We start from the raw sequence: 15,165 nt of genomic DNA, 5'->3' as shown, positions 1-15,165 counted from the left end.
CTACAAGGTTTTGAAAACCTTGCAGGAAAAGAAAACAAGACATGAAAAAAATATTCATCATACTAACCCTTTCGTTTTTTGCTGTGAGTTATTCGCAGAAAAAGAAAGATTTATATCTTTTTACGTCGTTTAGAGAACCCGCAACAGAAGGTTTATATTTGGCATACAGCGAAGACGGTTACAATTGGAAAGGACTGGAAGGATCATTTTTAAAACCCGAAATCGGAGCCAGTAAAATCATGCGCGACCCGTCAATCACAAAAGGAGCAGACGGAACGTATCACATGGTTTGGACAACCGATTGGAAAGGCGGAAATGGTTTTGGCTACGCAAGTTCAAAAGATTTGATTCATTGGTCAGAACAGCAATATATTCCAGTCATGAAAAACGAGCCAGAAGTCGTAAACGTTTGGGCTCCCGAAATTTTCTATGACGATGTCAAAAAAGAATACATCATTATCTGGGCATCGACAATCCCATTCCGATTTGAAAAAGGAGTAGAAGAAGAGAAAAACAACCACCGAATGTATTATGTAACGACAAAGGATTTCAAAACCTTTTCAGATACAAAATTATATTACGAACCCGGTTTCAGCGTAATCGACTGTGTGATTGTCAAAAAAGGAAAGAAAGATTACGTTTTGGTTTTGAAAGACAACACAAGACCCATGCGAAACATAAAAGTAGCCTTCGGAAAATCGCCTTTAGGTCCGTTTGAAAAAAGTTCTGAGCCTTTAACCGAATATTTGTCAGAAGGCCCAACGGTAGTGAAAGTAGGTAAAAACTGGCTGTTGTATTATGACAATTACGGTTCAAAAAACTATAAAGCATTAAGCACAACAGATTTTGTTCATTTTGAAGATGTATCCTCCAAAATAAGCCTCCCCGAAGGACACAAACACGGAACGATTACAACAATCTCTGCAGACGTTTTAAAAGGATTAATTGATAGAAAATAAATTATATAGCCACAGATTACATAGATTTCCAAAGATTAAATTTTGAATAATCTTTTTAATCCTTGTAATCTGTGGCAAAAGAAAAAATAAGAATCAGCTAAATCTGCCAAATCTGCGAGAGTAAAATTTTTCTCCGCTCCCTATAGCTATGGGGATAGCAGATAAAGCAGTTAAAAGAAATGGTTAGAAAATTTCACGCAGATTTAAGATGATTTAAGCAGATCATGCAGATTTTTTAATTTGTTTAAATAAAAAGATTAAAATTAGATCTGCTCAAATCAGCCAAAATCTGCAAAATCTACGTGAAACAAAAAAATATAAAATGATTGCTTTCCAAAACATAAAAACAAACATCATCACAGCCACAATTATCTTGGCTTGTACCGCTGTAAATGCACAAAACGACACGGTACGTTATGTTGGCAAAACACTTTCAAGCATCGATTACCATCACGGACAATTAAGTCCTGCGGTTGGAGTTCACGCTACGCAAATTATGCGTGCAAGCCGTGAACATCCTGAAAAAGCAGATGGTTTTGGATGGACATACAATCACCAGCCGATGATGGCGTATTGGAATAATACTTTTTATCTGCATTATTTAAGTGATCCATCAGGCGAACATATTCCGCCAAGCCAAACTTTATTAATGACTTCTAAAGACGGCACAACGTGGACAAAACCTGAAGTGATTTTCCCAATTTACCGAATTCCTGACGGATGGAAAAAAGATGGCGTTGAAGGCGTTGCCAAAAATCTGGATGCGATTATGCACCAAAGAATGGGCTTTTATACCTCAAAAGACAATCGCCTTTTTGCGTTAGCGTATTACGGAATTGCGATGGATGAAAAAGACGATCCAAATGACGGAAAAGGAATTGGTCGTGTGATTCGCGAAATCAAGAAAGATGGAAGTTTTGGCGAAATCTATTTCATCAGATACAACAAAACCTGGGACAAATCGAAATCGAAATTCCCATTTTATACCACATCAAAAGACAAAGGTTTGAAAAAAGCCTGCGAAGAAATTTTATCAGAACCTTTGGTTTTACAGCAATGGGTTGAAGAAGCCGATCGTGACGATGAATTGATTCCGTTACAGAAACCTTACAAAGCGTTTAGTTATTACCATTTACCAAACGGAAATGTAGTGGGTTTATGGAAACATGCTTTAACATCTATCAGTAGAGACGGAGGAAAATCTTGGGATTATATGCCATTGCGTGCTCCGGGATTTGTAAACAGCAACGCTAAAATTTGGGGACAAAAAACATCAGATAATCGTTATGCGACACTTTACAATCCGTCAGAATATCGCTGGCCTTTGGCTATTTCAACAAGTGACGACGGTTTAAATTATAAAGATTTATTGTTGGTTCATGGAGAAGTAAGTCCGATGCGTTATGGCGGAAACTACAAATCGGCAGGTCCGCAATACGTTCGTGGAATTACAGAAAAGAACGGAACTCCACCAGACGGAAAAATCTGGGTAGGTTACAGTATGAACAAAGAAGATATTTGGGTGGCTTCGATTCCTGTTCCTGTAACTTCGGTAGTAACAGAAAATGTAAATGACGTTTTCAATAATCTTCCAGACGGACAAGAATTAAAGCTATGGAATACGTACGATCTTTCTTGGGCATCAACCAAAATCGAAAAGAAAGCCGATGATAAAAAATGGCTGACTTTAAGAGATCAGGATTATTTTGATTATTCCCGTGCGGAAAGAGTGATTCCTTTCGCCTCAAAAATGGAAGCGGTTTTCACCGTAAAACCAGAACAAAACAATCATGGTTTATTACAAATTGAGTTTCAAAATAAACAAGGTTTACCTTCTGTAAGATTGATTTTTGATTCGGATGGAGAAGTAAAGGTTAAAAATGGTGCGCGTTTGAGTTCAGTTACAAAGTACGAAGCAAACAAAGCCTATACAATCGCAGTTAAATTAGATGCTAAAAACCGTCAGTACACTATAAAAGTAAACGATGGAAAAGAATCAACAAAGATATTTTATGCGCCAACAGACGGTTTTGAGCGAATCATGTTCCGCACAGGAGAGCAGAGACATTCGCCAGATCCGGACACATCGCCGGACACAGACGATTACGACGATCTGTCTCAAACCGGAAAATTAATCCCAGAAGCAGTATTCAATATCGAATCGTTGATAACTAAAAAGTTGTAAAGAAAAATAGCCACGACCCGAGCGATAGCGAACGGGCGAAGCAATTCACGAATTATTTTATAAACGTTGCGTAATTTTTGCCACAGATTAAAATGATTAACACAGATTATAATCCAATTAATCCTTTAATCTGTGGCAGAAAAAATTAGAGAAATTAAACGCAAAGTAAAAATTTGAGTTAATTCGTGAATTCGTGGCGAAAAAAAAAAATATACAAAGTGAAGTTTTTTAAAAGCATATTATTAGCCGTTTGTCTTCTAGCAACTGTAGTTTCTAAAGGACAAATTCTGCCTGTACACCTAACAACAGAAATGGCAGAAAATCCATTAGCGGTAGTTCAGAATCAGCCGAGATTGAGTTGGAAATTAATTTCAAAAGAATCGGATGCGTCACAAGTCGCTTATTTGATTTTAGTAGCTTCTTCAGAAGAAAAACTAAACAATGACGATGGAGATATCTGGAATTCAGGAAGAGTAAATACAGATAAAAACCTGCATATTGTTTATGGTGGAAAACCATTAAAAAATGAAACCAAATACTTCTGGAAAGTTAAAGTTTGGAATCAAGAAGGAAAAGTTTCTAAATGGAGCAAAACGGCTACTTTCAGAACAGCTTCATTAGAATCCGATTTAAATCCGACTTGGATTGGTGCCATTACAAAAGCCAACAGTCATTTGCCAGAAGGAAGAAATTACCACACCGCCACTTTCAACAGAGAAAAAAAGAACGCGATTATCAATGCTTCCGATTCTTTAGCAAGAAGAAGCATTATGTTACGTAAGCCTTTCGAAGTAAAAAAAGAAATCAAAGAAGCCGTAGTTTACATTTCAGGTTTAGGACATTACGAATTGACTATCAACGGAAAAAAAGTGGGTAACAGCCAATTTGCACCTCTGTGGACAGATTATGATAAAACGGTTAATTATAATGTTTACGAGTTAAGCGCAAAAGAATTTCAAAAAGGCGATAACGTAATTGGTGTTTTTTTAGGCAACGGAATGTACAATACGCTGGCAGAAAGATATACCAAATTCTTCGTGAGTTTTGGCCCGCCGACTTTATTCTTCAAGATGAAAATCAAGTATAATGACGGTTCAGAAGAAATTATAAAGTCAGATGGATCTTGGAAATACAGCAAAAGTCCGATTACCTATAACAGTATTTTTGGTGGAGAAGATTACAATGCCAATCTAGAACAAAAAGGTTGGAATCGAAAAGGTTTCAAAGATAGAGATTGGAAAAAAGTAGTCGTTCAGGAAGCGCCAAAAGGAGTTTTAAGACCTCAGACAGCTCCGCCAGTTACGATTCAGAAACAATATGAAGTTAAAACTGTAAAAGAGCTAAAACCGAATTTCTATGTTTTTGATATGGGACAGAATCTTTCGGGATTTCCAACCATCAAAGTAAAAGGAAAAAAAGGACAGACCATTCGTGTTTGGGTTGCTGAAGGTTTAAATGAAGAGGGTACAATAGCGCAGGGAAGATCTGGAAAACCCTATTATTATGATTATACTTTAATAGGAGACGGAACAGAAGAATGGACGCCAAAATTCAGTTTCTATGGTTATCAATATGTTCAAATTGAAAACATTAATTATAAAGAAGATAAGAATAAAGAGTTTCCAACTTTAGTTGATTTAAAATCGAATTTCATTTACAATTCGGCAGGAGAAGCGGGAAGTTTTTCATGTTCGAATGAAATTTTTAATAAGACACACGAATTGATAAATAATTCGATCAAAAGTAATTTCCAAAGCGTTTTTACCGATTGTCCTCAACGTGAAAAGTTAGGATGGCTGGAAGAAATCCAGTTGAATGGCCCGGGTTTAATGTTCAATTACAACCTTCAGACTTTCCTTCCTGCGACAATGCAGAATATTTCGGATTCACAAAGAGAAAACGGTTTAATTCCGACAATTGTTCCTGAATATGTAATCTTTGGAGGCGATTTTACCGATTCTCCAGAGTGGGGTGTAACAGGCGTAATTCTGCCTTGGATGTATTATGAATATTACGGAGATGCTTCATTGTTGGAGAAATATTTTCCAGTAATGAAAAATTACGTGGATTATTTAGGAACAAAAGCAACAAATCATATCGTTTCACACGGATTAGGCGATTGGTACGATTACGGAACGCATCCTGCTGGATATTCTAAAAACAGTCCGATTGCGCTTTCTGCGACTTCGCACTATTATTATGGAGCTTATTTAGTAGCAAAAGCATCAAAATTATTAGGTAAAACTGAAGATTTTGAGAAATATAATACGTTGGCTTCTGAGATTAAAACGGCTTTCAATGCGGCATTTTTTAATGAAGAAACCAAACAATATGGAACAAACAGTCAGTTTAGCAACGCCGTTCCGATATTTATGGATATCGTAGAACCGCAGTATAAAGAGGCTGTAATGCAGAATTTACTAGCTGATATCAAAGAAAAAGGAGATCGTTTAACAACGGGAGATGTTGGAAATAGGTACTTATTTCAAACATTGGCAAGAAATGGTGAAAACGAAACCATGTACAAAATGCACAATCATTACGATGCACCAGGTTATGGTTTTCAGATTAAATTTGGCTTGACCACTTTAACAGAACAATGGGATCCGAGAAAAGGAAATTCGTGGAATCACTTTATGCTAGGGCAAATCGAAGAATGGTTTTATCAAAGTTTAGCGGGAATCAAATCGGATCCTGAAAAACCAGGTTTCAAACATTTCTTTATTCAGCCAGAAGTGGTTGGCGATATGACTTTCGCGAAAGCGGATTATCAATCGGTTTACGGAAAAATTGCTTCTTCTTGGGGGAAGAAAGACGGCAAGTTTATTTTGACCGTTCAAATTCCAGTGAATACAACAGCAACAGTAAAATTACCGGTTGCTAAAAATTCAGAAATAAAAATGGATGGTAAAAGAGTTAGAGCAGGTTTTGATGAAAAAGTACAAAAGCGTGTTTTGGAATTAGGATCAGGAATTTATACAATAGAATGCACAATATAATGGAACGCGAATCCGTGTCATCGGCGTTCCAATACACAACAATATCAAAATGAAAAAAATAAAATACATCTTCTTAGTTTCCATTTTAGCTTTGACATTTGCCAATGCGCAAAGTACTTCTGATACTAATTTTAGAAAACCAGTATCAGAAACATTGAAAAAAATCGAAACTATTTTTAACGTAACCATCAACGATGACAGAGGTTTATTAAAAGGAAAAGAACTAGACTATGCCGATTGGAGAATTGAACCGGGAAATCTGCCACTTTCTCTGACCAATATTTTAGCACCGTTTGAATTGATGTATTTTAAGCAACCCGATGGAACCTACATCATACGCAAGTATGAAAACCATAAAGTTTCGGTCGATAAAGGAAAAGAACGCTTGTTTTACTTAGAAAGCCTTTATTCGACCAAAGAAGAATGGGAAAAACGTAAAACGGAGTTAAAAGCTTGTATGATAACGTCATTTGGATTAGAAAAGGCTCCCCCAATGCCAAAATCTAAACCACTTTTAACTCCAAAGAGAACCTACAAAGATTACAGTGTAGAGAATATTGCTTTAGAAATTTTGCCAGGTGTTTACGCGACGGGTTCGATTTACAAACCGTACCCGCTAAATAAAAAAGCAGCTGTTATTCTAACTCCTGACGGACATTTTGGTGACGGAAGATACAGAAAAGATGAGCAGTACCGTTGTGCCATGATGGCGAAAATGGGCGCAATTGTAGTAGGTTACGATTTATTTGCGTGGGGAGAATCGTTATTGCAGTTTCCAGAAGAAACGCACAGAAACAGCATTGCATCTACTGTTCAGTTGCTAACAGGAATTCGTTTATTAGATTATCTGTCAACAGTAAAAAATGCTGATATGTCAAGAGTTGGCGTTACAGGTGGTTCTGGCGGAGGATCACACACGATGTTTTTATCAGCGATTGATGACAGAGTTAAAGTTTCAGCTCCGGTTGTAATGGTTTCCTCTCACTTTTCAGGTGGTTGCCCATGTGAAAGCGGTCGTGGAATCCATTTATGTGGAAACGGAACTAATAATGCCGAAATCTCAGCTATGATGGCGCCAAAACCACAATTGATTGTTTCTGACGGAAAAGACTGGACATTGGCGGTTCCTGAACTGGAATTTCCTTTTGTTCAAAGAACTTATGAATTGTACGGAAAGAAAGATCTAGTAGAAAATGCGCATTTTGCCAAAGAAGGACATGATTTCGGAATCTCAAAACGCATGGCTTTGTATCCGTTTATGGCGAAATATTTAAATTTAGATTTGAGTAAAGTGAAGAACGATAAAGGCGAAATCGACGAATCGACTTGTGTGATTGAACCAAAAGAAAAGTTGCTTGTTTTTGGAGATAAAGGCGAAAAACTGCCAGCAAATGCACTTAAAGACATCAATAAATTATACGAAATGTTCGGAGAAAAAAATCTGAAAGTTTACGAGGTTAAGAAATAAAAGAGATAGCCACGAATTTCACGAATTGGCACGAATTATTTTTTTCTGCCACATATTAAAAGGATTTTCACAGATTAGAAATCCGCTGAATCTGCTAAATCTGCGAGAGTAATTTTTTCCCGCAGATTTAGCAGATTATGGAGATAAAAATCCTTTTTAATCATGTAAATCTGTGGCAAAATAAATTTGAGAAATAAAGCATAAAGATTGATTAGAGCCAATTCGTGAATTTGTGGCGAAAAAAAAATATACTATGAAGTTAAAAATCAAAATAACGGCAATCTGTTTTGGAATTTTTTCCTTAACAGCAACAGCTCAAAGCGACTTAAAATTATGGTACGATAAACCAGCCTCAATCTGGAACGAAGCCTTGCCATTAGGCAACGGACGTTTAGGTGCCATGGTCTTTGGTGATCCGGCAGTAGAACGTTTGCAATTGAACGAAGAAACGATTTGGGCAGGTTCACCAAACAGCAATTCACATACTAAATCGATAAAAGCATTGCCAATTGTTCGTCAGTTAATTTTTGACGGAAAATTTGATGAAGCACAAGATTTGGCTACGCAGGATATTATGTCGCAGACCAATGACGGAATGCCATATCAGACTTTTGGAAGCGTTTATATATCATTTGCAGGACATCAAAAATATACCGATTATTATCGCGATTTAGACATCAGCAATGCTACGGCGAAAGTAAAATACAAAGTAAACGGTGTTGAATTTACAAGAGAAATTCTAACCGCATTTTCAGATCAGGTTATTGTAGTAAAACTTAGTGCGAGTCAGCCGGGACAGATTACTTGTAACGTTTTCATGAACAGTCCGATTGATAAAACAGTCGCTTCGACAGAAGGAAACCAGATTATACTTTCGGGAGTTGGAACTAACTTTGAAGGTGTAAAAGGAAAAGTAAAGTTTCAAGGAAGGCTTACGGCAAAAAATAAAGGTGGCCAAATCGATGCCAGCAACGGTGTTTTAAGCATCAGCAAAGCCGATGAAGTGACATTATACATTTCGATTGCAACCAATTTCAAAAACTATCAGGACATTTCTGGTGATGAAATTGCAAAAAGCAAAGACTATTTAGCGAAAGCCGAAGCAAAAGATTTTGAAACCATAAAGAAAGCGCATGTTGACTATTACCAAAAATTCTTCAACAGAGTATCTTTAAATTTAGGTTCAAATGATTTGGTTAAAAGGCCAACAAACGAAAGAATCAGAGATTTCTCGAAACAGTTTGATCCGCAATTGGCGAGTTTGTATTTCCAGTTTGGACGTTATCTTTTAATTTCGAGTTCCCAGCCGGGCGGTCAGCCAGCCAATCTACAAGGAATTTGGAACGATATGGTAACACCGCCTTGGGACAGCAAATACACCACAAACATTAATGCCGAAATGAACTATTGGCCGGCACAAGTAACCAATCTGCAGGAAATGCACGAACCTTTTGTACAAATGGCAAAAGAATTAGCAGTGACAGGCGCAGAAACGGCAAAAACAATGTACAATGCCAGCGGTTGGGTTTTACACCACAACACCGATATTTGGCGTGTAACTGCTCCGGTAGATTCAGCTGCTTCGGGAATGTGGCCGACTGGTGGTGCGTGGGTTTGTCAGGATTTGTGGGAAAGATATCTATATACAGGAGATAAAAAATATTTAGCAGAAATTTACCCAATTATGAAAGGCGCAGCCGATTTCTTTTTGGATTTTATGGTTATAGACCCAAACACCAAATATTTGGTAGTGGTGCCGTCAAGTTCGCCTGAAAATACACACGCAGGCGGAACAGGAAAAGCGACAATTGCATCGGGAACGACAATGGACAATCAATTGGTTTTTGATTTGTTTACCCATGTTATGGAAGCTTCGGCTTTGGTTTCGCCAGACGCAGTTTATGTGAAAAAAGTAAGCGATGCTTTGGCAAAAATGCCTCCAATGAAAGTGGGAAAACACAATCAGCTGCAGGAATGGCAGGAAGATTGGGACAATCCAAAGGACAATCACAGACACGTTTCGCATTTATATGGCTTGTATCCAAGTAATCAGATTTCTCCAATAAAAACACCAGAGTTATTTGAAGCAGCAAAACAATCCTTGATTTACAGAACAGACGAATCTACAGGTTGGTCAATGGGATGGAAAGTGAATTTATGGGCGAGATTATTAGATGGAAATCACGCTTACAAATTAATTCAAGATCAATTGCATTTGGTAACAGCAGATCAAAGAAAAGGCGGAGGAACGTATCCGAATATGTTAGATGCGCATCAGCCGTTTCAAATTGATGGTAACTTTGGATGTACAGCCGGTTTTGCTGAAATGCTGATGCAGAGTCAGGAAGATGCGATTTATTTACTCCCAGCTTTGCCAACGGTTTGGAAAGACGGAAGCATAAAAGGTTTGGTTGCAAGAGGCGGTTTCGTAATCGACATGACTTGGAAAAACAATAAAGTTTCGGAGTTGAAAATCTATTCGAAAATTGGAGGAAACTGCCGATTGAAAGTGGAAAATACTTTAAAAGGTTCTTCACTTAAAAAAGCAAAAGGAAAGAATCCGAATCCGTTGTTTTACGATGTGGAAGTGAAGAAATCAATTATTTCTAAAGAAGCAAAATTGCCTAAAGTACAATTGCCAAATTATACTATTTATGATGTGAATATGAAAGCGGGGCAGACGTATACTTTTTCGGGGAATTAAAAAATATTTTAAAACCATATAAGTACTATAAGAAAATATAAAGTAAAACTTAATTGAACTTATATTACTTATATGGTTTAACTTTAAAAAGATTGAATTTTAAATGTTGACAAATTTCAAACATAAAATAATAATACTTTCAATAGTAATTGCTTGTATAAACAGCGGTTGCAAATCAAGTGCGGGACATTCTCAAAAAGGAAAATCGATTATTTTAAAAGAAAAAAACTTCAAACATTATGTTGATTATTTCAACACTATGGAAGACGAGAATTTAAAATTTGCGATTCCGAATGACAGTGCGTGGACTTGGATGGAAAAGAATATTCCGTTGTTTGAATGTCCACAGCAGAATTTTGAGGAGATTTATTATTTCAGATGGTGGAGCGTTCGTAAACATATAAAAAATACATCACAAGGGTTTGCGATCACAGAATTTTTAGTTGATCGTTCGTATGCCGATAAATATAATATGATTAGTTGTGCTTTGGGGCATCATATCAACGAATTCAGATGGGTTCATGATTCTAAATACATTGAGCAGGATGTAAAACTTTGGTATCGAGGAAATGACGGAAAACCGATGAACAAATTGTATAAATTCAGCAGTTGGACAGCCGATGCTTTGTACAATCGTTATTTGGTAAATAAGGATGAAAAGTTCTTATTGGATTTGTATCCAGACATGCTTACCGATTATGCTGTTTGGGTAAAAGAACGTCAGCGTAAAGATGGATTGTTTTGGCAACATGACGTAAAAGACGGAATGGAAGAATCCTTAAGCGGCGGGCGAAAAGTGCAAAATGCAAGACCAACGATTAACAGTTATATGTATGGAAATGCTGTAGCGATTTCTAAAATGGCTGAAATGAAAGGCGATAAGGTTACGGAAACAGTATATAAAGCTTTAGCTTCTGTTCTACAACAATCAATACAAACGAAATTGTGGAATCCAAAAAGTGAATTCTTTGAGACTTTGACCGAAAAAGATACTCTAGCACAAGTTAGAGAAGCCATCGGTTTTATTCCGTGGTATTTTAATCTTCCAGAACAAAATAAAGACTTTGAAAAAGCCTGGGAACAGATTAAGGATGAAAAAGGATTTTCGGCTCCATTTGGTTTGACAACGGCTGAAAGAAGAAGTCCGAGATTTAGAACACATGGAACAGGAACCTGCGAATGGGACGGTGCAATCTGGCCTTTTGCAAGTTCGCAGACGTTAACGGCTTTGGCGAATGTTTTGAATAATTACAGTCAGAATTTTGTAGCAAAACCTGATTATTTCAAACAGATGGAATTGTATGTTCAGTCGCAATATTACAGAGGAAGACCTTATTTGGGAGAATATTTGGATGAAACAACAGGATATTGGTTAATGGGCGACAGAGAAAGAAGCCGTTATTATAATCACTCGACATTTAATGATTTAGTGATTACAGGTTTGGTTGGTTTACGTCCGCGTGCTGATGAAAAGATTGAAGTAAATCCGTTGATTCCGCAAGAAAAATGGGATTGGTTTTGTCTGGATAATGTTTTGTATCATGATAATATTATTACGATTCTTTGGGATAAAACAGGAGAAAAATATAAAAAAGGAAAAGGTTTTAGGGTTTTTAAAAACGGAAAAGAAATTGCAGTTTCTGAGAGATTGGAACGAGTGATTTCGGAGTGAAAATGGGACACGGATGAGGCAGATTAATACGGATTTATACTGAGGACGGATTGAAATCCATCCCTACAATATTAGCCGTTCCGATGGAACTTTTAGGCGCTGCGAAATTCAAGAGGAATGAATCATATTGTAGCAACGGATTTTAATCCGTTGGAAGCATGAAGTTATCGTAAGTAAAGTTTTTGGATGCTTCGGAGAAGCATAATATTTATAGCAAAATACACACCCAAATGATAAAAAGCTCCAGCGGAGCGATACCTATAGAAAATTATGTCGCCCCGCTGGGGCTTAATGAAATTACCATTATAATATCTATAAATATATCGTCCCTCTGGGACTTAAAATAAAATTATGAAAAAGTTTTTTTTACATCTTACATTAATCATCTCGCTTTTCACAATTTCGGCGAAAGCCCAAAACAAAATAATTGTGAGTGATTTAAAATGCGAAATGCTGACCAATCCGGAAGGAATTGATGTTTTACAGCCAAGATTAAGCTGGAAAATTAAAGCAGAAATAAATGATGTAAAACAAACTCATTATCAAATTTTGGCATCTTCCTCTTTAGAAAAACTAAACGCTGGAAACGCCGATTTATGGGACAGCGGAAAAGTGCAGAGCAACGAATCGGTTAATGTAATTTACAACGGAAAAAAGCTAAAAGACAGACAAGATATTTACTGGAAAGTAACGGTTTTCACGAATAAAGGCGAAGTGAAATCTACAGAAACCGCACATTTTAGCATTGGGATTTTAACTTATGCCGACTGGAAATCTACGCGTTGGATTGGCTATGAAAAATTGTCGAAAGATGACAGCGTTTCGCAGTATTCGAGATTATCGGCACGTTATCTGCGAAAAGAAATCAACCTGAAAAAACAAGTCAAATCTGCCAAAGTGTATATCATGGGAATGGGCTTGTACGAGTTGTACATTAATGGAAATAAAATTGGTGACCAGGTTTTGGCACCCGTTCCTACGGACTATACCAAAAATATAAAATACAATGTTTTTGATGTGACTTCGCAATTGAAAGAAGGAAAAAATATGCTGGGAACGATTTTAGGAAACGGACGTTTTTTTGCCATGCGTCAGGATTACAAACCGTATAAAATCAAGTCATTTGGTTTGCCGAAAATGGCTCTTCAATTATTTGTAGAATATACCGATGGGAGTAAAGATGTTATCAGAACTGACGATACATGGAAACTAACAACCGACGGCCCGATTTTGGCTAACAATGAATACGACGGCGAAGAATACGATGCCCGCAAGGAAATGAAGGGCTGGAGTACGACCAATTTTGATGATAAAAACTGGATAAACGCCAGATACGTTCAGGAACCAGGTGGATTCTATGAAGGACAGATGTCGGCGAATATGAAGGTAAAACGTGAAGTAAAACCAATTTCAATCAAACAAACATCAAAAGGAACTTATATCTTGGATATGGGACAAAATATGGTGGGCTGGCTTCAACTGAAAGTGAAAGGAAATGCAGGCGATAAAATCACGATGAAGTTTGCCGAATCATTACAATCAGATGGTTCTTTATACATTGCGAATCTCCGTGATGCGAAAACGACTGATGTTTATACATTGAAAGGCGAGGGCGAAGAAGTTTGGGAGCCACGTTTTGTTTATCACGGATTTCGATTTGTAGAGATTTCTGGATTTAAAACCAAGCCAGCTTTAGAAAATTTTGTTGGAAAAGTGGTTTATGATGATATTCAGACTACGGGAACTTTCGATTCTTCGAACCCAATTATGAATCAGATTTTTAAGAATGCCTGGTGGGGAATCAGCGGTAATTATAAAGGAATGCCGATTGATTGTCCGCAAAGAAACGAGCGCCAGCCTTGGTTGGGAGACAGAACTACTGGAGCTTACGGAGAAAGCTTTTTATTCGACAATCAAACTTTGTACGCAAAATGGTTAGATGATATTAAAAACTCGCAAACTATTGATGGCGGAATTCCAGATGTAGCACCAGCTTTTTGGCGTTATTACGGCGATAATGTGACTTGGCCAGGAACTTACATTACGGTTGCAGATATGCTGTATCAGCAGTTTGGAGATAAAAAAGTAGTGGAGAAACAATATCCGTCGATGAAAAAATGGATGGATTATATGGAAGAAAACTATTTGGTTGATGATATTATGACCAAAGACAAATACGGTGATTGGTGTGTTCCACCAGAATCATTAGAATTAATTCGTTCCAAAGACCCAGCTCGTTTGACTGACGGAGAATTGATTTCGAGTGCTTTTTATTATCAGCTTTTGAATATCATGAAGAAATTTGCTGTAATCGCGAATGCCGAAAAAGACATTAAACACTATGATGAATTAGCTTCAAGAATCAAAAAAGCATTCAATACTAAATATTTTAATGCATCAAAAAACAGTTACGCCAACAATACGGTAACAGCTAATTTACTGCCTTTAACTTTCGGAATGGTTCAGGAAGAATTACAGCAAAAAGTATTTGAAAATCTGGTACATGAAGTGGAAGTGACTAAAAACGGTCACGTAAGCACAGGCGTTATTGGAACACAGTTTTTAATGCGAACGTTAACCAATCTTGGGCGTGGCGATTTGGCTTTCAAATTGGCCTCAAACAAAACCTATCCAAGCTGGGGTTATATGGTCGAAAATGGCGCAACAACCATTTGGGAACTTTGGAACGGAAATACTGCCGACCCAGCAATGAATTCGCAGAACCATGTCATGCTTTTAGGCGATTTGCTGATTTGGTATTATGAAAATATGGCAGGAATCAAAAGCAATCCTGAAACTCCCGGTTTTAAACAAATTATTATGAAACCTGACTTCAATGCAGGATTGACTTATGTAAATGCTTCTTACGAATCGGTTTACGGAACTATTAAAAGTGACTGGAAAAAGGATAAAAAAGCTTTGGTTTGGAATATTACTATTCCAGCAAATAGTTCTGCTGTTGTTTATCTTCCTGCAAGTGATGTTTCAGTTGTTTCAATCAATAAACAAAAGTTAGATAAGGCTTCATACTCTCATTCAACAGAGGAAAATCAAATAAAGGTTACACTTTCGTCAGGGAATTATGCGATAAACGTTAAATAAGTTGCATTTTTAATAATTCGGGACAGTACAGGATACATTGTTAATTTTTTGGTGTTATTTTTACACTTATTAAATA

Annotated in this window: 7 protein-coding genes; all 7 read left to right on the top strand. The window is 37.0% G+C overall.

Annotation, left to right across the window (positions count from 1 at the left end):
• The first annotated feature begins 41 nt into the window (after positions 1-41).
• The 7 genes from ACFFLS_RS13170 (at position 42) to ACFFLS_RS13140 (ending at position 15,089) form a co-directional block, all read left to right on the top strand.
• Entirely contained in the window at positions 42-959 is a 918-nt protein-coding gene (locus ACFFLS_RS13170; RefSeq protein ID WP_379682042.1) for a glycoside hydrolase family 43 protein, read from the top strand.
• A 322-nt stretch (positions 960-1,281) separates the two neighbouring features.
• Positions 1,282-3,144, top strand: a complete 1,863-nt coding sequence (locus tag ACFFLS_RS13165) for a six-hairpin glycosidase (RefSeq protein ID WP_379682041.1) — start codon at positions 1,282-1,284, stop codon at positions 3,142-3,144.
• Between the two features lie 218 nt (positions 3,145-3,362).
• On the top strand, positions 3,363-6,143 hold the full coding sequence (locus ACFFLS_RS13160; protein ID WP_379682040.1) for a glycoside hydrolase family 78 protein: 2,781 nt from the start codon (positions 3,363-3,365) through the stop codon (positions 6,141-6,143).
• Between the two features lie 49 nt (positions 6,144-6,192).
• Complete coding sequence (locus ACFFLS_RS13155; RefSeq protein ID WP_379682039.1) at positions 6,193-7,611, top strand: acetylxylan esterase; 1,419 nt, start codon at positions 6,193-6,195, stop codon at positions 7,609-7,611.
• A gap of 253 nt (positions 7,612-7,864) precedes the next feature.
• Entirely contained in the window at positions 7,865-10,315 is a 2,451-nt protein-coding gene (locus tag ACFFLS_RS13150) for a glycoside hydrolase family 95 protein (RefSeq protein ID WP_379682038.1), read from the top strand.
• A gap of 103 nt (positions 10,316-10,418) precedes the next feature.
• The gene (locus ACFFLS_RS13145; RefSeq protein WP_379682037.1) at positions 10,419-11,987 is read left to right on the top strand and encodes an MGH1-like glycoside hydrolase domain-containing protein; all 1,569 of its coding nucleotides are present in this window, start codon (positions 10,419-10,421) and stop codon (positions 11,985-11,987) included.
• A gap of 351 nt (positions 11,988-12,338) precedes the next feature.
• A complete protein-coding gene (locus tag ACFFLS_RS13140; RefSeq protein WP_379682036.1) occupies positions 12,339-15,089 on the top strand; it encodes a glycoside hydrolase family 78 protein in 2,751 nt (916 codons plus the stop codon).
• The last annotated feature ends 76 nt before the right edge of the window (positions 15,090-15,165 follow it).

The sequence above is a fragment of the Flavobacterium procerum genome (assembly GCF_042431625.1).
GTDB lineage: Bacteria > Bacteroidota > Bacteroidia > Flavobacteriales > Flavobacteriaceae > Flavobacterium > Flavobacterium procerum.
This window is presented reverse-complemented; position numbering and strand designations above follow the sequence as displayed.